The sequence below is a fragment of the Vibrio minamisatsumaniensis genome (genome assembly GCF_050337445.1).
Classification (GTDB): Bacteria; Pseudomonadota; Gammaproteobacteria; order Enterobacterales; family Vibrionaceae; genus Vibrio; species Vibrio artabrorum.
This window is the reverse complement of the sequence record NZ_JAKJSY010000032.1, coordinates 15538-35210: the sequence shown is the minus strand read 5'-3', so window position 1 is coordinate 35210 and position 19673 is coordinate 15538. Positions and strand designations below refer to the sequence as shown.

At 43.8% G+C, this 19673-nt stretch carries 16 protein-coding genes; 11 read left to right on the top strand and 5 right to left on the bottom strand.

The genetic code is table 11. The annotated features are described in order from the left end of the window. Positions 1-309 precede the first annotated feature (309 nt). Positions 310-1575, bottom strand: coding sequence for an L-methionine/branched-chain amino acid transporter (gene yjeH / locus L4B77_RS09095; RefSeq protein ID WP_429749921.1), 1266 nt, complete (start codon positions 1573-1575; stop codon positions 310-312). A 254-nt stretch (positions 1576-1829) separates the two neighbouring features. Here yjeH and L4B77_RS09090 point away from each other — a divergent pair, with 254 nt between their 5' ends. From L4B77_RS09090 to L4B77_RS09080, 3 genes are all read left to right on the top strand, one after another. Further along, positions 1830-2291, top strand: coding sequence for an Lrp/AsnC family transcriptional regulator (locus tag L4B77_RS09090; RefSeq protein WP_261840286.1), 462 nt, complete (start codon positions 1830-1832; stop codon positions 2289-2291). Continuing rightward, complete coding sequence (locus L4B77_RS09085; RefSeq protein WP_429749919.1) at positions 2285-3205, top strand: LysR family transcriptional regulator; 921 nt, start codon at positions 2285-2287, stop codon at positions 3203-3205. The genes L4B77_RS09090 and L4B77_RS09085 overlap by 7 nt, the downstream gene beginning before the upstream one ends. A 127-nt stretch (positions 3206-3332) precedes the next feature. Then, the gene (locus L4B77_RS09080; RefSeq protein ID WP_429749944.1) at positions 3333-3947 is read left to right on the top strand and encodes a LysE family translocator; all 615 of its coding nucleotides are present in this window, start codon (positions 3333-3335) and stop codon (positions 3945-3947) included. 125 nt (positions 3948-4072) lie between these two features. On the opposite strand, the gene L4B77_RS09075 is transcribed toward L4B77_RS09080, so the two are convergent. Together L4B77_RS09075 and L4B77_RS09070 are read right to left on the bottom strand one after the other, a co-directional pair. After that, positions 4073-5236: an alpha/beta hydrolase gene (locus L4B77_RS09075; protein WP_429749917.1), complete on the bottom strand. Its 1164-nt coding sequence runs from the start codon at positions 5234-5236 to the stop codon at positions 4073-4075. Between the two features lie 53 nt (positions 5237-5289). Next, positions 5290-5520 (bottom strand): hypothetical protein, encoded by a 231-nt coding sequence (locus L4B77_RS09070; protein ID WP_213865175.1) that lies wholly within the window; start codon positions 5518-5520, stop codon positions 5290-5292. 273 nt (positions 5521-5793) lie between these two features. Between L4B77_RS09070 and hcp the strand changes: the two genes are divergently transcribed. Both hcp and L4B77_RS09060 read left to right on the top strand, forming a co-directional pair. After that, positions 5794-7455, top strand: coding sequence for a hydroxylamine reductase (gene hcp, locus L4B77_RS09065; RefSeq protein WP_429749915.1), 1662 nt, complete (start codon positions 5794-5796; stop codon positions 7453-7455). Positions 7456-7565: 110 nt separating this feature from the next. Then, entirely contained in the window at positions 7566-8621 is a 1056-nt protein-coding gene (locus L4B77_RS09060; RefSeq protein ID WP_429749913.1) for an FAD-binding oxidoreductase, read from the top strand. Positions 8622-8850: 229 nt separating this feature from the next. On the opposite strand, the gene L4B77_RS09055 is transcribed toward L4B77_RS09060, so the two are convergent. Next, entirely contained in the window at positions 8851-10305 is a 1455-nt protein-coding gene (locus tag L4B77_RS09055; protein WP_429749911.1) for a glyceraldehyde-3-phosphate dehydrogenase, read from the bottom strand. Between the two features lie 773 nt (positions 10306-11078). Between L4B77_RS09055 and L4B77_RS09050 the strand changes: the two genes are divergently transcribed. Next, positions 11079-13640, top strand: coding sequence for a hybrid sensor histidine kinase/response regulator (locus L4B77_RS09050; protein WP_429749942.1), 2562 nt, complete (start codon positions 11079-11081; stop codon positions 13638-13640). A 180-nt stretch (positions 13641-13820) separates the two neighbouring features. Here the strand turns inward: L4B77_RS09050 and L4B77_RS09045 are convergent, their stop codons facing one another. Further along, positions 13821-14135: a DUF496 family protein gene (locus L4B77_RS09045; RefSeq protein WP_261840280.1), complete on the bottom strand. Its 315-nt coding sequence runs from the start codon at positions 14133-14135 to the stop codon at positions 13821-13823. 195 nt (positions 14136-14330) lie between these two features. On the opposite strand from L4B77_RS09045, the gene L4B77_RS09040 reads away from it, so the two are divergent. The 5 genes from L4B77_RS09040 to luxQ all read left to right on the top strand — a co-directional run bounded on the left by L4B77_RS09040 (position 14331) and on the right by luxQ (position 19538). Then, on the top strand, positions 14331-14531 hold the full coding sequence (locus L4B77_RS09040) for a hypothetical protein (RefSeq protein ID WP_429749909.1): 201 nt from the start codon (positions 14331-14333) through the stop codon (positions 14529-14531). Positions 14532-14594: 63 nt separating this feature from the next. Then, the gene (locus L4B77_RS09035) at positions 14595-15251 is read left to right on the top strand and encodes a YceH family protein (protein ID WP_429749907.1); all 657 of its coding nucleotides are present in this window, start codon (positions 14595-14597) and stop codon (positions 15249-15251) included. A gap of 1 nt (position 15252) precedes the next feature. Further along, a complete protein-coding gene (locus L4B77_RS09030; protein WP_261840277.1) occupies positions 15253-15567 on the top strand; it encodes a GIY-YIG nuclease family protein in 315 nt (104 codons plus the stop codon). A 306-nt stretch (positions 15568-15873) separates the two neighbouring features. Continuing rightward, on the top strand, positions 15874-16968 hold the full coding sequence (locus L4B77_RS09025; protein ID WP_429749904.1) for a substrate-binding domain-containing protein: 1095 nt from the start codon (positions 15874-15876) through the stop codon (positions 16966-16968). Further along, positions 16968-19538 carry a quorum-sensing autoinducer 2 sensor kinase/phosphatase LuxQ gene (gene luxQ / locus L4B77_RS09020; RefSeq protein WP_429749902.1) on the top strand — a complete coding sequence of 857 codons (2571 nt, stop codon included), beginning with the start codon at positions 16968-16970 and terminating at the stop codon, positions 19536-19538. The genes L4B77_RS09025 and luxQ overlap by 1 nt, the downstream gene beginning before the upstream one ends. Positions 19539-19673: the final 135 nt, after the last annotated feature.

The following is a 19673-nucleotide window of genomic DNA, read 5'->3' as shown; positions in this document are numbered from 1 at the left end:
ACTCGCAATTGGCCTATATATTTTGTGAACAAGAGTAGGTTCACTAACAACGTCAGTTGGCTAGGTGACCCTCGGCTTAAGAAGGGTCAATATGTCCATTGCAGTTAGTGTGCCAACTTTTAAAATCACGTAAAAACGTTAGTTTTATAGCAATCTGGTGCGTATTTGAGCACCAGATTTGCGTTTTTGTAATGTGTTTTTGCAAAGTGCAATTGCATTTTGCAAAAAAAAGGCCGTGATCTGTTGATAACTTAAGGTAGCACAGATAGTCGATAGTATTCAGGAGGCTCTACCCATTGTTTAAAATGACTACAGCTTGTCGATAGAGACTGTGGGTTTACCTAACCACTGGCGCCAGGGGAGTGACAATGTCACAAAAATGGTTGCCGCATAGAGCATCGACCAACTTAAACAGATAAACACCAAGGTACAGATGACCAATGAGAGCATGGCTGTGTATCTAGAAGCGCCTGTCAGCAATCGGCAAGCGGCTAACATCGCGAGCAGATAAACCAGAACAAAAATACCGTTGGCGAGCTTGAGAAAGAACTCAAGGTCCAGATTAGAGAGTTCACCAATCACACACGAGATAAGCACGACAAAGCCAATTACTAACGTTGGGTAAAGTGGTACGCCGCGGCTGTTCAGTTGAGCCATTCTACTTGTAGGAGCATGTTGACGAGCTTGAGCCCAGATCATTCGTGATAGGCTTTGTGTATAAAGGTTGAGGCTGGCAAAGCAAGCAAAGAACCCAAGCACACTAATCACGGTCTTGAAGCCATTACCAAACAGTTGCTCTGTTACCCAAGGAATGGATGTCGCATCGAATTCAGGTGAACCGTAAGCGCCCAGTTTAAGAATCACGACGGAACAAGCCCAGTACACTAACCCCGCAACAAAACAGCCTGCAATGATGGCGATTGGAAAGTCACGTTGTGGATTTTTGAACTCCTCTCCCATGTGGGCAAAAGCTTCTATTCCGACAAAGCACCAAAACATGACAGCCAAAGCAGCGCCGATAGACCACATTGAATCGGACGAGATGGTTGGAAGAGTCACATCGGCTACCGTGATGTTGGCTTTCCAGACAAAAGCGCTAACCAAGGCGAAAATCGATAACGCAATTGCGGTTTGTAAGCGGCCAGAAGATTTACTGCCCAGTAAATTGACGGCAATAAGCAGAGCGACGGTAAAGGACTGAGCACCCAGTGGGGTGTCGAGAGGGGTGGGTAACAATTGTTGAGCAAAGCCACCTGCCAACGCAATGGCCGCTGGAATACCGACAGGAATAACGCTCACAAATAACCATGCCACGCTGGTTTCTAATCGCTCATTGAACGCCTGACGCACAAAGTAGGCTGTGCCACCCGCATTCGGGTAGCGTTTTCCTAATGCTGCGAAGGTCAGTGCAATCGGGCAAATAGCGATAAATAGGATTAACCAAGCGAGTAGAGACAACTGTCCGGCAATACCTGCTGCGATCGCAGGTATCATAAATAATCCCGTGCCTAGCAAGGTCGTCGACAGTTGTCCGATTCCTGAAATAAGCGTGATTTCTTGTTTGAGTTGTGTCATTCGCTCTCCTAGCTATTTGATTTTGGTCACGGTCTTCCAGTAACTTTCTTCTGGTGTGTGTGAAGCTATGATTGAGAGCATACATTGTCGACATCAATAATACAGCTAGCGAAACGTCGTAACAGACCGTCATTTTAACGGTATTAATCCGATTCAGCGTGAAAGTGTCGGCTGTCAGAATGGCTGTTATAAGTAGGAAAGTTGTGTCAAATTAGCCGTTATAAATAGAACAGTAAGTGGAAAGAATCAGAAGCATGGATAAATTTGATCGTCAGATTTTGGCTATTCTCAAAACCAATGCACGATGCTCAGTGAGTGATATCGCCCGAGATGTCAGCCTCTCGCGCTCGGCGGTGAACGCCAGAATCAAGAAACTGGAAAGCGACAAAGTGATTACGGGCTACTGCGCTCAAGTGGCAGAGCCTAACCAACCAAAGAATGTGTGCGCTTATATCTTGTTGAAGTTCGACATGTCGAGTAGTGACCATAGTTGTGAGTCTTACGCGGAACAAATCCAGAGTATCGATGAGGTGCAATGGTGCCACTCGATTAGCGGTGAGACCGATATGATGCTTTATGTTGAAGTTGAAAGTATGGAGAGCTTGAACCGAGTTCGCGATCAGCTGCAAAGCTATCCAGATCTGCGCCACTTAATGACTCATACGGTTTTGACCGAGTTTTTCAACAAACAGAATGCGACGGTGCATTCATGTTAGGCAATATCAACTTAAACTTACTGCGCTCTCTGCATGTACTTCTTGAAGAGTGTCATGTAAGCCGGTCTGCCCAACGCCTGCATATCACACAATCCGCTGTGAGCCGTCAACTCAGCCAGTTACGAGATTTGTGTGGTGACCCTTTGCTGGTCCGTGATGGCAATAAACTGGTGCCGACCAACCGTGCACTGCTACTCAAAGACAAACTCGACGACCTGTTTGGCGAGTTTGACCACCTGTTAGATGATAAACCCTTCGAACCACAAGACTGGCAGGGTGAATTGGTGTTGTCTTCGAGTGATTATGTCGCTCAGTATATTCTTCCAGTGATTGTGGCAGAGGTGTCCGCTGAAGCGCCGAACATCAATTTGGCTTATCGCCTGTGGCAGCCAAACTACCTTGAAGCACTGAACGATTCGGGGATTCACTTGGCTTCTAGTATGTTTCCCACAAAGCCTGAACATGTCTCAAGCATCAAACTTGGCGAAGATAAGTCGGTGTGTTTGATGCGCAAGTCGCACCCATTGGCTCAACAAGCGGTGTTGAGTGCAGAAGATATTGTTCACTACTCTCACATCAAAGTGACGGGTGGCGGAGATAAAGACAGCTACGCGGACATAGCATTGAAGAAGCAAGGGCTGAAACGAAGAGTGGCTTTGCAGGTCCCGTTCTTTTCATCCGCTGGCACTGTGTTAATGCAAGACGACTATCTGATGATCGTGCCAGAACATATCGCCTATAACCTAGGTCGACACCTCGATACTAGCTACTTTTCATTGCCATTTAATACGGAAATGCATACCTATTGGTTAATGTGGCACCCTAAATATGACAACGACTCTGCTCACAAATGGGCGCGGGAAAAAGCATTCCAAGCCATGCAAAAGTCGAGTTACAATATCAGTATGACTTGAAATCATAAGTGTGATGATAATCTTTGATTTCAAATAATACCTCCTGCGAATTATGGTCAGTGCCAAGTATTGAGTATTAAGCGTAGAGCGTTCAGCTGGAACGCTTTATTTTATTAGGAATGGAATGATGACAGTAACAATTTGGTTTTCTTTATTAGCGATTTGCTTGTTGGGTGCCATGTCTCCGGGCCCAAGCTTGGCGATGATTGCTAAGCACAGTTTAGCTGGTGGCCGTATGAACGGGCTTATCGCAGCTTGGTCACACGCCGCGGGCATCGGTATTTATGCGTTCGCAACCATTGTTGGTTTGGCCGTTGTGCTTGAGCAATCACCCATGTTGTTTAAAGGTATTAGTTTAGCGGGTGCGGCTTATCTGCTTTATCTCGGCGTAAATGCATTGCGTTCGAAAGGTGGTGTTGCCGCGAAATTAGAAGCGGGTGAACAGGTGAGTTACATACAGTCTGCTCGCGAGGCTTTCTTGATTTCTATCTTGAGCCCTAAGATTGCGCTGTTCTTTATCGCTCTGTTTAGCCAATTTGTGGCGTTAGGTAACGAGCTCAGCAATCAAGTGATTATTGTTTCAACACCGCTGATTGTTGATGGGCTTTGGTACACCTTTATCACCTTGGTACTGTCTAGTCCGTTGATTGTTGAACGTATTCGCTTGAAAGCTCAGTTGATTGATCGACTATCTGGCGTGGTGTTGATCTTGCTTGCTGTTCGTGTCGTGTGGACGATATAGCAATGCGCGATAAGAATAAGTAACGAGACATTCACGAGAAACAATACACATTAAAAAAGGCTCACTAGACATTATCTAGTGAGCCTTTTTGATTTCTATGTTTGGCTGTGACAGATTTGAGTTTGTTAGCCTTCAGAATTTAGCACGGCATCCAACTTCGCCATCGACTCTGAGAAGTAGGGGTTGTAAGTCAAACGTGCATGGTTTTTGCCGTCTTCGCGATAGCCCCAAGCTGAGTACCAAACCTCACTGGTTGCGTTGCATTGTTCTTCAAAGCCTTCTGCCTGACCATTGGAGCAAATCTTTTCGCTACCATTGATTCCGTAGTAAGGGTTGTTTGGTGAGAACAGTAAGCCCATGTGAGAGCCGTTCGAGATACGTTGCTCTGGAATTTTCATGCTGTACTGAACAGCGCGAGGATCCTCGAGAGTCGTCTCTCCTTGCCAAACCAACACATTATTTGGATTCGGCATCGATTCAGTAAACGTTTGCTGAACGTAGTTGGTGTCAATCACGCTGTCGCCTTCACTCATCATAATAAACACGGGTTTGTCGAAGTGCTTATCTTGTAAGTCATCACGTACGACTTCTGATGTCTCGTAGTAAACCGAGGCACCGTTCATAGGCAATGAGTTATAACGCAAAATATTATCTTCAGGATCTTGATCAGCCCAAGTGATAAAGTAGCTTGCTAGCCCTGCGTATTGAACAGCAGACGAGCTCGGTTGAAACGCCGGAGAGAACAGCAGTAACCCAGAGATCTTTGGATCGTTCATCGCCTGTGAAGTCACGAGGTTTGCACCCGTTGAATAGCCGCCTAGCCAAACAGAATCATACTCTTGCTCAAGTAACTTCGTATGATGAGCCACCACCCCTTGCCAATCTTCTAGGCTCGGCTGCATTAAGTCACCCACGCGACTGCCGTGACCTGGTAGCAATACGGTTCTCACTAAGTAACCTTGCTCTGCCAAATGGGTAGCGATGTCTTTAAATGAGTAAGGTGAGTCGCCTAATCCATGAACCAATAACACCGCCTTACCGTTTGGCGAGGTGGGTTGATACTCGGTTGGTGAATTGAGTTGGATCTCGAGTTGCTTGTCTTCGGTCATGAACACGCGGTTTTTCCATAGCCAATCTTGAGTTTCATTGACGTAGGCATCAAAGCTATCTTGCTGATAGCTAGGCAAGTTTGGCGATGTTTCGTAAGCGGGTATCGGTGTCTCGTTGGAGCAAGCAACGAGACTTAAAGTCGTTAAGGCCAGCAGTGCTAAGAGGGGCTTTCTTTGCATTATGTCATCTTGTCTCTGTTGTGCTTACACTCTGTTTGAAACTAGAGTTTAGGTTACTTTTTGCTTGAAAGATCTTCGTATTCACCTTCAATAACACCAGCATCATGGGTTGATGACTGACGAGTGTTCATGTGAGCTGCGAAACCTTGTTTCTTCATTTGATTCTGAATGCGCTTGCCAGTAATTAAAGCTGCAATAGCTAAAGGAATTGCAAGGATCAAGCTTGTGAATAACGCTAAAAGGCCAGTAAACAATGCAACAATCGTAACTAATATATTTTTCATATTCATTCCTCTTTTTCTATGTTGTTACTTTATCGCTTCTATTCTGAACGAAACATGAACACCGTTAATTAATTTCCGAGAGTCATTATGACACGGGTGTGTGCTGTTGTGGGTTTTATATGCAGTCATAATCACGCATAAAAAATATGGAATAAAAACTAAGTTCAATAAAATCAGTGATTTAAAAGTTGGCACGCTTGATGCTCTATAGAGTTCGCAATAAGTCACGGTAAGCAAAGTACTTACCGTTAATAAAAATTACTGGAGCCCTATATGTTCTGCATTCAATGTGAACAAACCATTCAAACCCCAACCGTAAAAGGCTGTTCTTTCGCACAAGGTATGTGTGGTAAAACGTCGGAAGTATCCGACCTTCAAGACGTGTTGGTGCATTCTCTTCAAGGTGTTTCTTTTTGGGCCAATTTGGGCCGTGCTTGTGATGTTATTGATACTGAAATCGACGAGTGGGCGCCAAAAGCGTTTTTCGCAACACTGACTAACGTTAACTTCGACCCTGTTCGTATCATTGAATTTGCACAGCAATCTCACGAGTTTAAGCAGCGTTTAGAACAACAGGTACGTGCGGCTGCTACGTTGATCGGTTTTGAAATCCCAGCACTTTCAGCTGCTGCGCAATTCGATCTGCCAACGGACTCTTCAGAGTTATTGGCACTAGCCCCTCAAGCGGCGGTAAACCGTGGTCACGACTCTCAACACGAAGATGTGATTGGTCTTCGCCTTCTTTGTCTTTACGGGCTAAAAGGTGCAGCAGCTTACATGGAGCACGCACGTGTTCTTGGTCAAACTGACAATGCTATCTTTGCTGAATACCATGAAATCATGGCTTTTCTAGGTACGGATCCATCAGATTTAAAACAACTGTTAGATACGTCTATGCAGATTGGCTTGATGAACTACAAAGTCATGGAAATGCTGGATAAAGGCGAGACAGATACATTTGGTCACCCTCAACCAACAACCGTGAATGTGAAGACGAAGCAAGGTCACTGTATCCTTGTGTCTGGTCACGACTTGCATGATCTAGAAAAGATCCTTCAACAAACGGAAGGTAAGGGCATTAACGTTTACACCAACGGGGAGATGCTACCTGCACACGGCTACCCTGAACTGAACAAGTACCCACACCTTGCAGGTAACTACGGCAGCGCTTGGCAGAACCAGCAAAAAGAATTTGCGAACTTCCCAGGTGCGATCGTCATGACATCTAACTGTCTGCTTAACCCAGATGTGGGCTCATACGCTGACCGCCTATTTACGCGTAGCATCGTAGGCTGGCCGGGTGTTGCTCACCTTGAAGGTGACGATTTCAGTGCAGTGATCGATTGTGCACTCGCGCAAGAAGGCTTCAAGCATGACGAGATCGAGCAAATGATCACTGTCGGTTTTGGTCGTAATGCACTGATGGAAGCCGCGCCTGCGGTGGTTGAGCAAGTGAAAGAAGGCAACATCAAGCACTTCTTCCTAGTGGGTGGATGTGACGGCGACAAATCTGAGCGTAGTTACTACACAGACTTCACAGCACAAGTACCTGACGATTCAGTTATCCTGACATTGGCGTGTGGTAAATTCCGTTTCAACAAAAACCAATTTGGTGACATTAACGGTATTCCACGTTTGCTCGATGTGGGTCAATGTAACGATGCATACTCTGCGATTCAGCTGGCTATTGCACTGTCTCAAGAGTTTGATTGTGGTATCAACGAACTACCACTAACGCTGGTTCTTTCTTGGTTCGAGCAAAAAGCGATCGTTATCCTGCTTACCCTGTTTGCGCTTGGTGTGAAAGGCATCTACACCGGCCCAACCGCACCCGCTTTCCTAACCGAGAACCTATTGAAGATTATTCAAGATGAGTTCGATATGCGTTCTATCTCAACGCCAGAGCAAGATCTTAAAACAATCTTAGCGGCTTAATTTAAGCCAACTCTAAGCCTCGTTGTTGTGATGTTTTTTAAAACAAACAGCGGCGGGGCTTTTTCGATTTAACTCTTTAGTCATTTAATCATCAGTAAGGTACACGAACTATGTATGCATGGTCGGATAGCGATTCAATCAATTTAGTGTGTTTAAAGAAATGGCACGAGACGCCAGATACGGTCAGCTTTGAGCTTGGCAGTATTCCACAAGACTTACATTTCAATTTTAAGCCAGGGCAATTCGTTACTCTGGGTTTGGAGACGCCGACGAAAACGGATTACCGTGCTTATTCTGTAGCGTCTTGTCCTGAAGATAACCGACTGAAACTGACGGTAAAGCGTGTGGAAGGTGGTTTGGTTTCGAACTTTATTGTTGATGAGCTTGATGAAGGTGATGAGGTTTCTGTATTGAAGCCGGCAGGCGCGTTTAACTGCATTGATTGCATACCAACAGCGACAAATAAAGTCACTTTAGTCAGCGCGGGGTGCGGGATCACCCCTGTGATGGCGATGGTAAAATATTGGCTGGCTCAAGGCGGTGAGATTGACATCGATTTTGTTCATATAGCGCGTAATCGGCATGAGACTATCTACTTTGAAGAACTTCATCAGCTCGATGAATTACATGCCAATTTCAACTTAAAACTGCTGCTAAAAGACAACGAAGGAACAACCGCCCCTCAAGGTCGTTTAGATAAAAACGGCTTGGTGAAACTGAGCCCAGATATCTTAGAGAGAACCGTTTACCTGTGTGGGCCTGTGGGTTTCATGCAAGATATTGAAAGTTATCTGAAAGAACTTGAGTTCAACATGGATAATTTCTATCAAGAAAGCTTTACGCCTGCTACTCAGAATGCTCAATCAGAAGAGTCACAGGCGGAAGCGGCTGCGGGTTCAAACGGTGCTGTTAAGGTATTTGTTCCTGCATTTGGCGCAGAAGTGGAAGCGGAAACGGGCACCCCATTGGCGGATTCATTAGAAAAAGCAGGCGTGCCAATTATTATCGCTTGTCGCAGTGGGATTTGTGGTTCGTGTAAATGCAAAGTGACCAAAGGATCCGTGGAATCAAGCAGCCAAGAGACATTGACACCAGAACAGATTGAACAGGGTTACGTACTTGCGTGTTCCAGCTCGATTCAGTCAGATGTTGAGGTGGCGTTATAACAGACGTGAAGTGTGGCTTTGCAAGAGTGATGAAGACAAGGTCTTGTCATCGAGATAAAAGTTAGGGCGCTAGATGTAAAAAGGCCACCTAGATCCGTTAGAGAGAACAGATCTAAGTGGCAACCCTCTTGTCGATACGAGGAAGTACAGCAAAAGGGGGCGAAGCTAAGCCCTCTCAGCTTTCGCAGATATCGTTATTATGCTGTGGCGCTTTTTGTGCTGGAAATATCTATAAGCGCGAAGTTGATTCAACGTTAGGGTATGTCTTGTAACGGACACCCATCATCTGTTCCATACAGTGAACAACTTGGCAGCTGTAACCAAACTCGTTATCGTACCAAATGTACAGCACCGCACGGTTGTCTTGTGCAATAGTCGCCACACCGTCAATCACTCCTGGGTGACGAGATCCAACCAAGTCTGTAGATACAATCTCAGTCGAGTCTGTGTAATCGATTTGTGCAGACAAAGCAGAAGACAGCGCCATTTCACGTAGGTACTCGTTCAACTCTTCTTTGTTTGTACCTTTCTCAAGGTTTAGGTTCGCTACTGCCATTGAAACGTTTGGCGTAGGTACGCGAATCGCATTACCTGTTAGCTTGCCTTCCATTTCTGGCATCGCTTTTGATACCGCTTTAGCAGCGCCGGTCGATGTTAGAACCATGTTCAATGAAGCAGCACGACCACGACGATCACCTGAGTGGAAGTTATCGATTAGGTTTTGATCATTGGTAAATGAGTGCACCGTTTCGATGTGACCAGACAGCACGCCAAACTTGTCGTGAACCGCTTTCAGTACTGGCGTGATTGCGTTGGTGGTACAGCTTGCTGCAGAGATGATCGTGTCTTCTGGCTGAATAACATTTTCATTCACACCAAATACCACGTTCTTGATGTCACCTTTGCCTGGCGCAGTCAGTAGAACTTTTTTCGCACCGTTACACGCAATGTGTTGGCTCAGGCCTTCCGTGTCACGCCATACGCCTGTGTTATCAACCACAAGTGCGTTTTCAATACCGTAAGCCGTGTAATCCACTTCTTGTGGTTTGTTTGCGTAGATAACTTGGATGAAGTTACCGTTAACGATGATCGCTTTGCGTTGCTGGTCTACAACAATGCTGCCATTGAATTGGCCGTGTACAGAGTCGCGACGAAGTAGGTTAGCACGTTTTTCTAGGTCGCCATCTTTGCCGCCACGTACAACGATTGCACGTAAACGAAGTGGATAACCCGGGCCACTTTTCTCGATCAATAGACGAGTGAGCAGGCGGCCAATACGACCAAAACCGTACAGTACAACGTCACGAGGTTCTGTCATCGCATCGCCTGCAAGCGATTCGATGAGTGCCGTTTGTAGGAAATCATCCAATCCATGTGTGTCTTCGCGATCTTGCCAGAATGCATGCGCAAGGCGACCCACATCGATGCGACATGGAGACAGGTTCATAGAGAGAAGATGTTGAATGATAGGTTGAGTTTGCTCTGTGGTGAGTGCTGAGCCTGTGTAACGTTTTGCGATGCGGTGAGCTTTGATAATATCGATAGTGGTCGCGTTAACTAGGGTCTTACCAAAGAGGATAACTTCAACGCCTTTTTGGCGATACAACTGACCTAAAGTAGGAGCGATGGATTCTGCAATAGTTTGACTTGTTTGCCAGTCTTGGAGGTGCTTTTCGGGACTCATCTTTACTCGGGACCTTTCACGTTAATTTTTGAAAGCACTGCGAGTGTTGGTTCGCCATAGTGCATCGGGGAATTGAGTGATCGAAGCGATAGTGATCTTTAATGCCACTTTAAATACGCTCGATATGCCTTGTGTATAACTTGTAAATTTTATGTGGCGGGATTGTAGGGTCTGAAGGGTTATTCTGCTAGGAAAAATAAAGACAGCTAGATTAGCTGTTAACTTGGGTTTATATCGCGAAAATACGGGCTTTCTATACAGATAAAGCCTATTGACTTTAATGATTTGTAGCACTTGTTTTTCGCCAAAAAATACTCACATCAAAATATGGCTTGTAATTAGGGGGAGCGCTCATCAAGGGTGTGATCACCTGCTCAAGTTACATTTAAATGGTAAACAACAGATGAATGAAGCAAGCGTTTTTCCTATTTGATCGGGGGATAAGGCAAAGCTGAGTGCGAAAAAGGGATCAAGCAAACGATTCGACCTCACAAATTTCAATTTTTATTGCCGATCCACGCCTCTTTACAGAAAGATTTAAAGAAATATCGCCCAGTTTTAAAGTTTAGAGACCCGTATTCGTTGGTGATGAATGCTCAAATTTGAACCAGAGTATCGTTGGTTGATATTCAATTAGATCAATAATCTCTTGTAATGTTCTACTCTTAAAAAGGTTGGGTAAGATTTTCGTCGGGAAGGGAGTCGTTATAAAAATGATAAATATGTCAATTAGATGGCGTCTTATTTTTCTGTCTGTAGTTTCTGTATTCATCATGTTTGGGTTTACAGCCAATGAGGTGTTAAAGAACGAAAAGAAGATGAACCACCTTGAAACAACACGGATTAAGGTTGCTGCACTTCAATCTTTTAATGCTATTTCAAGTGGTGCTTATCGATGGCTGTTTCTATCGAATGACTCCTCTGAGGCCAGCCCGTTACTTTTAACCTTACAAGCGGAATTGGATAGGCTCACTCAGTACCAAAGACAACTTCAGCAAGTTGACGCCAACTGGAGCGTCGAACCACAGATGGTGGAACTTAAGAGTGTGTTGGGGAGCCTGGCTGGTACGAACCAAAGCCTTCGCCAAATACAGTTGGCAGAGCGTGCGTTTGATTTGCTAAAAGACGTATTAATGGAGCTGTCTGAATACCGTATTACCTTAGCCGATGAAAACATCAGCCAGGCCGATGCGACGTTTGTTAATCTTATCAATTATGTGTTTTGGACTCAGCGAGAAGCGTGGTTAAGTTACCGTTTGTATCGTTCGCCAGAGCTCAACAGTCAATACTTATCAAGCTATGTTGGGGCTTTAGAAAGGCAACAACAGTTGCTAGATACATTTTTTCGATCAGGTAGTCGTTCGTCGGCTATGAGAAAACTGTTAGACACTTTCTCCAAAGATCAATTTCAAGATGATTTTAAAGTGCGACTCCTAAAAGGAGATGTTTCGTCACCAGATATATATGAGCATGTTGAAGTCTTAGAGAGAAAGAAGCAGGCTATTTCAGAAGCCGTTAGCGCTTACACTCAACAACTGCAATCGAATTTAGCCAGAAATATTGCGTTGCAGAAAAGACAAGCTTTGGTGATGACACTGTTGATTATTACGGTTTCAAGTGTTCTGTTGTGGTTGGGTATCGCAACGTCGCTGCGCTTAAATAGAAACTTATCTCTGATCTTAAAAGGGGTTTCCGAGTGTGCGAATAGTTACGGTAAACCCACGGTTATTGCCATTAAGGGGAACGATGAACTTGCTGAGTTTACTCAAACGTTAAATCGAGTGATGGAGCGCAATCATCAACACAACAAAGAGTTGATAGAAGCAAAAGAAAATGCGGTTTCGGCAAATAAAGCCAAAAGTGCATTTTTAGCGAACATGTCTCATGAAATACGCACACCACTCAACGGAATTGTCGGTATGACGGAGATTCTATCGCAAAGCCAATTGAGTGCGAATCAACAAGAAGTGCTGAGAGACATTGAATCGTCTTCTCACTCATTGTTGGTTCTACTGAATGACATCCTCGATTTGTCTAAAATTGAATCGGGCAATTTAATGTTGTCGCCAAATAATGCCGACTTGCGGGAAGTGGTTTATGACTCAGTGAGTACCATCTTATCAAAAGCGGCAAGTAAGGGGATCGAGCTTGATATTAATATCGACTCCCAAATACCACCTCAATTGTTCTTTGATGAGTATCGCGTTAAACAGGTACTGACCAATCTGCTTTCTAATGCCATCAAGTTTACGTCCAAGGGCACAATTGCAACGGATATTGCGTATACCCCGATGTCTTTGGGGCGAGGTAAGCTTGAATGCCGTGTTTCTGATACCGGTGTGGGGATTGAACCCGAGAAGCTTGACTCTATTTTTGACCCCTTCACTCAAGAAGATGGCAGTATTACTCGCCAATTCGGTGGTACAGGGTTAGGGCTTGCAATTTGTCGGCAACTTGCTGATTTGATGGGGGGGACTATTACAGCGCATTCGATAAAAGGCGAGGGGACAACGTTCACTTTTTGTTTGTATGTTGACACCGTTGAAGCCCATATTCATCGCTTCAACACCTTAAATACCATAACGATTATCTCGAACTCCTTTCACTATCTCGATCAACTGGTGAAAGAGTGTAAGCGCTTGAATGTTCGCCCCCATATTGTTGCATCGGTGTTGGATCTCGATGAAAACGTGGAAGCAAGTGATGTCATACTTTATTGCTATACACAGCATCATCCGATGGAGAAAGATCTGGTGGCGCTCAAGGGACGATATCCTCTTTCTCCTGTTATCGTTTGCCAGCATCACTTATTTAAAAGCAATTCAGTACCTGAGATGGTTCACTCGACCCATACGCTGCCATTTTTGGGAAGACGATTCTTAAGTAGCCTGCGATCGCTTGATGCAGGAGAAGAAACCATTCCGGAAGCGGAGCAAAAAGAAGAAGTTCGTTCTCTGAATCGACGTGTTTTGATTGTAGAAGATAATCTAATGAATCAGAAGATAGCGAGTTTCTTTCTCAAACAAGCGGGTTACGAATACTTGATTGCCAGTAACGGGCAGGAAGCCGTAGATGCGATCACGCAAGGCGCTCAGTTTGATGCTATTTTAATGGATTGTATGATGCCAGTGATGGATGGAATTACCGCGACTCAAGCCATTCGACAATGGGAACTTGAGCAGCAAGCTACACCAATGCCAATTATAGCCCTAACGGCCAGTGTGTTAGAAGAAGACATCAAAGATTGCTTTGCGGCGGGCATGAACGCTTACTTGCCAAAACCTTATAAATCCCACCAGCTATACGACCTATTCAGTCGCCTCAATATTGTCTAATCAATATAGGATTGAATCTATTTCAGGGGGCTCGTGACTCTTGTTCGGAAGGGTAAACAAAGTCAATCAGAGCCTATTTTGAGTTTAGAGTTGGTCATAGAGGCTAAGATTAACGTACAAAAAAACCCACTACTAAGAGTGGGCCTCTAATATTCTTGCAAGTCAATTAACGAGGTTAGATTATTTCTTACCTTGAGTTTGCTTGTCTTCTTCTGTTAGCTCACGAATACGACGACTGATGTCGCGACGAGCTTTAGAAATCTCTGCGCTCTTAATGATGTGATCATCAACACGGTCTTCGTAGTCAGCTTTCATGTTTTTGATAATGCCTAGGATTTCATCATGCGTCATTTCTGGCTTGATGTAATCAAGTAGGTTATCAAGAAGGTCGACACGCTTGCGGTTGTCACGAACTTTCTTTTCGTTGTCTAAAAGTTCACGTTTCAGTTTATTCTTACGTCGTGCTTGGCTAACAATTTCAAATACGCTGCTCATAGATACCTTTTCCTAATCGTCAAATACGTTGTCTGGTTCTGATTAAAGCACATCAATTGATGATGTAACAGTCTTTAGATCAAAGCAAAAGGAAGGTTGTTTAATTATTCGTCATTCTCGCTGATGTGTGATTGTTTTTCTCTAACGGTTCAAGTTAGTATCCTATCTAGATCCTGCATTGATACGACATGTGAAATGAATCAACAGCAACGAGAAACAAAAGATTTGGACGACAATGTGACAGAACCTTCAACCGAGCAACAAAAGCTTCGTGATGCGTATGTACAAGAGCGTACTTATATGGAAGTCGTAGAAATAGAATTAAATCGTTCTAAGATCATAATGATTGACGAACAAGGCAGAAAAAAACGAATCTCCATTCTGTCTGAGCACTAGTCATCAGTGACTGCATTGTTAGGTGTTGGGATGGAATGATTAAAATAATAAAAAGGAAAAACGATGAATACAGTACTTTCCCCTATTGAAGCGAGAATCATTGGCTGTTTGATCGAGAAAGAGGTTACGACCCCTGATCATTACCCTTTGACGCTGAACAGCTTAACAACGGCTTGTAACCAAAAAAGCAACCGCGATCCCGTTCTTTCTCTGTCAGAATCGGAGGTTTTAGATGCGGTTGATGGTTTGATAACGCGTCGTATGGTGAGCGACGAAAGCCGTTTCAATAGTCGTGTAAACAAGTATCAACATCGTTTCTGCAATACTGAATTCGGTGATCTGCAATTCACAGAGCAAGAGCGCGCCATCACCTGTTGCATGTTATTACGTGGTGCGCAAACACCGGGTGAACTTCGCACTCGAACGGGACGCCTCGCAAATTTCAGTGACGTAAAAGAAGTAGAAACTACACTTGAGAAGCTAGCTGCGAGAGAGGCGGGCGCTTTAGTGGTAAAACTACCACGCGAAGCGGGTAAGCGTGAATCTCGTTACCAACATTTACTGAGTGGTGAGGTTGATGTTGAAGCATGTTCGACGGCATCTGTGAGTGCGACAATACCTTCTGCAACCCACGAAAAATTTGAAGAACTCGAAGCCGAAATAGTAAACCTACGAGCTGAAGTCGCTGAGCTGAAAGCTTTGGTTGATTCACTGCTTTAAAATGTCTGAGTCTGATAAAAGTGCGGATTGGGTCGTGTACTTGATCCGCAATAGCCATAATGCCCTTTATTGTGGTGTGACGAATAATTTGCAACGTCGTTTTAAACAACATCAAATAGGCAAAGGAGCCAAAGCCCTCAAAGGGAAAGGCCCACTTGAACTCGTTTGGAGCTTAGTTGTCCGTTCAAAAAGTGAAGCGTTGAAAACAGAATACGCGATTAAACAATGGCCCAAATCTCGTAAAGAAAATTTGGTATCACGCAAATTAATGATTGAGTGGGACAAAGACAAAATTCAGTATATCGAAATCTCATAATTCATGGCCAGATATCCATCATTAATCGACTCATAAATCGTTGGAAGCTTCACGAACGTTTTAGTCAAGGACTGAAATGTAAAAGCTAATTTTTTCTCTGATATTAGAATGACTTGATACCTTCACTCATCACCTCGACTCTTAATTTCAAATTGACACATCACTCATTTAGAGTGCGTTCTTCGTGATTTTTGGACGCTATCATTTATCATCGTTGTCCTACATAATATCGTCCAGCCGTACAAAGAGATGGTGTCACGCTAGGTCAAAAATGAGCCAAAGTAGCTCATATAAAACGAGAAAAATATGAAACGTTTATTGATGTTGTTTGGACTGGCCGTATTTTCCGCGACCGCCCTCTCTGATGAAACCCATGTCCTTAATGGCTATTGGGGATACCAAGAGTACCTTTCCACGTTCCCCGAACAAAAAACGCTAACCGATAAAATGATTGAAGCGGTGAAGAGTTCCCCAGTGCCTTTGAAGCGTTCTCAAGACAAGCCTGTTACGATTGCTGTTGTGTATCCAGGCCAACAGATCTCCGATTATTGGGTTCGAAATATCAAAGCTTTTGAGAAGCGTCTCGATTTGTTAGGTATTAATTATAAAATAAATCAAGTATTTACTCGTGTTAATGCTGATTTGGTTCAACAAAGTATCTCGCTGAAAGAGGCGATTGAAAACAAGATGGATTACTTGATCTTCACGTTAGATACTACGCGACATCGCAAGTTTATTGAGCACGTACTGAACTCTACAGACACCAAACTGATTCTACAAAATATTACAACACCAGTACGAGTGTGGGCGGATAGGCAGCCGTTCATGTATGTGGGGTTTGATCATGTGATAGGCAGTTTAATGTTGGCGGATTATTTTAAATCGGTAGCGAAACCAAGTAGTCAATACTCCGTTCTATATCGGTCTGAAGGTCATATCAGTGATGCTCGCGGGGATACTTTTATCCATGAGTTAGATAGTGATACTGATTTTATTCTCAAGTCTTCGTTTTACACAAAATCAGACAAAGAAAGTGGCTATCAAGCCGCTAAAATCAGCATTGCGAAAGATAAGGATCTAGACTTTATTTATGCATGTTCAACGGATGTCGCTCTGGGGGCAGTAAAAGCGATTCGTGAGTCAGGTAGCGATGTTTTAATCAACGGCTGGGGAGGCGGCTCAGCTGAGCTTGAAGCTATTGAAAAAGGCGACTTAGATGTGACCGTTATGAGAATAAATGACGATACGGGGATTGCAATGGCTGAGGCCATCAAATGGGACCTTGAGGGGGCGGAAGTTCCTACGGTTTACTCGGGTGAGTTTAAAGTTGTGACTAAAGATGATACGGCAGAACGCATTTCAGAACTTAAGAAGCGAGCATTTAGGTACTCAGATCAATAATGAACAAAAGATATGCCAACACACCAAGGAACACCTTAGCCAAATTAATTACGCGAATCATTATTCTAGTGATAGGCGTGATGGCGCTTGGCGTACTTATCCATAATTATGAGACCAGCAGTAGTATCGTAAAACAAGAGACTAATCGAACAGTTCAACAAACTTCTAGTCTAATCCAAAACATGTTTGATTACCGTTTGTCTGTACTGCAAATTTATCAAGACAGTAGTTCACACAGTGAGATTATTAGCGAGTTTCTTAGAACCAAAAACGAAGATGCTCTGAGCAACTTTTTCATTGGCTTAGACCAACATGAGCCGGAGTATGCTCCTGATTTACGCTTTGCGTATACTCATAGCGGCTTAGTTTGGGAAGATGGGAACAGTCAATTTTATGGGTTAGATCATGCTTCACTTGAGACGATCTCTAACGAGGTATCGTTCAATAGTAATTGGCATTTTTTAAAGTTAACGACCAGTAGTGGTGAACGCCACTTGTTAGTTAGAAGAACTCCGATCATTGATAATCCGACCGGCGAGGTTCTTGGCCAGTTGTATATTGCCATCGTACTTGATAACAACTTCTCTCTTGCGGGATCGATTCAACGCGGCAGTAATTGCGAAAATATCGTTATTGTCGCGCATGATAGTGCAGTGACATCGACATTAAGTGGTGATGAAAGCTATACGATAAAAGACATCCTCAACTATAAAATATACGAACAATTACCCCGTCATTTCGTGACAATTGCGACGATTAAGATCAACGCCGTTGAAGCCCCCATTACCATACGAGCTGTGCAAAAAAATACGAACTTCATTGCGTTAGAGCGGAACTACGAGCATGCAATCCTGGCGGTGCTTGTGGTGATTATCTTCATGTATTATTTTGCGCGAGCTTGGATTCAAAGAAGGGTGGCGGGAGAGTTAGATAAGTTAATGCATTTTACTCGCTCAGTCAGTAATGGCGAAGAGTATAATAAGTTCGCAGGGTCCAATATTTTCGAGTTTCATCATATTGGCTGTACCTTGGAAGACACCTTTGAGCGCTTGTCGGAACAGAACCAGAAGTTTCAAGACCTCTTTAACTTCGCTCACTCTCCTATTTTGGTCTGGTCAGAGAAAGGTGACTTAATTCAGATGAACCCAGCAGCGCGCATGACATTGTTTGATGGAGATAACAACTATAGTGCGATGGCTCAAGAATTTGAGCAACGAATGTTGCCAAATATTCACATGGTGGCTCAAGGCGCGAAGCTGACGGGCATTAACGTCCCCATTGGTGAGAAGGTGTTTCGTTGGAATATGTCAGCCATTCGTGTTGAGCATGGCATCACAGGTGTCGTGGTACAAGGACAAGATATTACAAAACTGATTGAAGCAGAGAGACAGGCTGATCGAGCCAGAGAAGAAGCTGAGCATCTTGCCAGCGTCCGTACTGATTTCTTAGCGAAGATGAGCCATGAGATTCGCACGCCACTCAACGGTATTTTGGGTGTTTCTCAGTTATTGAAGCGCTCTTTACACAATGAAGATAATCGAGGTCAGGTTGATGTACTTTGCAATAGTGCGGAGCATTTATTGGCGGTACTGAACGATATTTTAGACTTCTCAAAGATAGAGCAAGGTCAGTTCAATATTAAAAAGAAAGACTTTCACTTAGGTGAGTTGGTCAATATGTTAGAAAGTGTCTATCGCCCACTTTGTGAGGGTAAGGCTATCTCGTTGACGATTGTAAACCACTTAGTGGATGATATTGAGATAAACACAGACCAAATACGTTTGAACCAAATCATGTTTAACCTGCTGAGTAATGCGCTTAAGTTCACGCATCAAGGTGGTATTTCAATCAGTTTTGAACTAGAAAATATGTGCAATTCCAAGCATGCGAACTTGATTGTTCGAGTAAAAGATACCGGAATTGGTATTGATGAAAGTAAAATAGACGTTGTCTTTGAACCTTTTATGCAAGCAGAAGAGACCACGACTCGTGAGTATGGTGGTACTGGCCTTGGGTTAACAATTGTAAAGAACCTAGTCGATATGCTAGAGGGGGGCATACAAGTAAACAGTGTTAAAGATCGTGGTTCTGAGTTCATCATAGACATTCCAGTGGAACTGAATTCCAAGCCACAATTGGACGTTAAGTCCCAAACGGATATCGAAACCAGTGCATTATTTAATCGGTCTTTAAAAGTACTGCTAGTCGAAGATAATCACACCAATGCCTTTATCGCCCAGGCTTTCTGTAAAAAGTATGGAATGGACGTTACTTGGGCAAAGGACGGTTTAGCCGCGATAGAAATGGCGAAAACCACGACCTTTGACCTTATCTTGATGGACAATCAACTTCCCAATCTCGGTGGTGTAGAGACGACTCAGAAACTAAGAGGTGAACTGAATGTTACTGCGCCAATTTACGCGTGCACGGCTGATGCTCAAATGTCGACCAGAGACAGTTTTATGGCTGCGGGAGCGAATTACGTGATTGTTAAACCGATTAAAGAAGAGTCGCTGCACCAAGCTTTTGTACATTTTAAACAGTCTTATTGGAATGATGCTAACCATTAGCCTAAGGGGGGAAGAATCGGTGAACAGACCATGATTCACTCGCTTGTTTATTGATAGCAACCTTGCTTGTTCTTATCTTCTATTACTCTTGGCAGAAAACAAGATAAACTATGGCATTTTATCGATAAAATGGAG

Coding starts and splice junctions, on each gene's coding strand:
- yjeH (WP_429749921.1), bottom strand. CDS start 1,575: ATGACACAACTCAAACAAGAAATCACGCTTATTTCAGGAATCGGACAA.
- L4B77_RS09090 (WP_261840286.1), top strand. CDS start 1,830: ATGGATAAATTTGATCGTCAGATTTTGGCTATTCTCAAAACCAATGCA.
- L4B77_RS09085 (WP_429749919.1), top strand. CDS start 2,285: ATGTTAGGCAATATCAACTTAAACTTACTGCGCTCTCTGCATGTACTT.
- L4B77_RS09080 (WP_429749944.1), top strand. CDS start 3,333: ATGACAGTAACAATTTGGTTTTCTTTATTAGCGATTTGCTTGTTGGGT.
- L4B77_RS09075 (WP_429749917.1), bottom strand. CDS start 5,236: ATGCAAAGAAAGCCCCTCTTAGCACTGCTGGCCTTAACGACTTTAAGT.
- L4B77_RS09070 (WP_213865175.1), bottom strand. CDS start 5,520: ATGAAAAATATATTAGTTACGATTGTTGCATTGTTTACTGGCCTTTTA.
- hcp (WP_429749915.1), top strand. CDS start 5,794: ATGTTCTGCATTCAATGTGAACAAACCATTCAAACCCCAACCGTAAAA.
- L4B77_RS09060 (WP_429749913.1), top strand. CDS start 7,566: ATGTATGCATGGTCGGATAGCGATTCAATCAATTTAGTGTGTTTAAAG.
- L4B77_RS09055 (WP_429749911.1), bottom strand. CDS start 10,305: ATGAGTCCCGAAAAGCACCTCCAAGACTGGCAAACAAGTCAAACTATT.
- L4B77_RS09050 (WP_429749942.1), top strand. CDS start 11,079: ATGTTTGGGTTTACAGCCAATGAGGTGTTAAAGAACGAAAAGAAGATG.
- L4B77_RS09045 (WP_261840280.1), bottom strand. CDS start 14,135: ATGAGCAGCGTATTTGAAATTGTTAGCCAAGCACGACGTAAGAATAAA.
- L4B77_RS09040 (WP_429749909.1), top strand. CDS start 14,331: ATGAATCAACAGCAACGAGAAACAAAAGATTTGGACGACAATGTGACA.
- L4B77_RS09035 (WP_429749907.1), top strand. CDS start 14,595: ATGAATACAGTACTTTCCCCTATTGAAGCGAGAATCATTGGCTGTTTG.
- L4B77_RS09030 (WP_261840277.1), top strand. CDS start 15,253: ATGTCTGAGTCTGATAAAAGTGCGGATTGGGTCGTGTACTTGATCCGC.
- L4B77_RS09025 (WP_429749904.1), top strand. CDS start 15,874: ATGAAACGTTTATTGATGTTGTTTGGACTGGCCGTATTTTCCGCGACC.
- luxQ (WP_429749902.1), top strand. CDS start 16,968: ATGAACAAAAGATATGCCAACACACCAAGGAACACCTTAGCCAAATTA.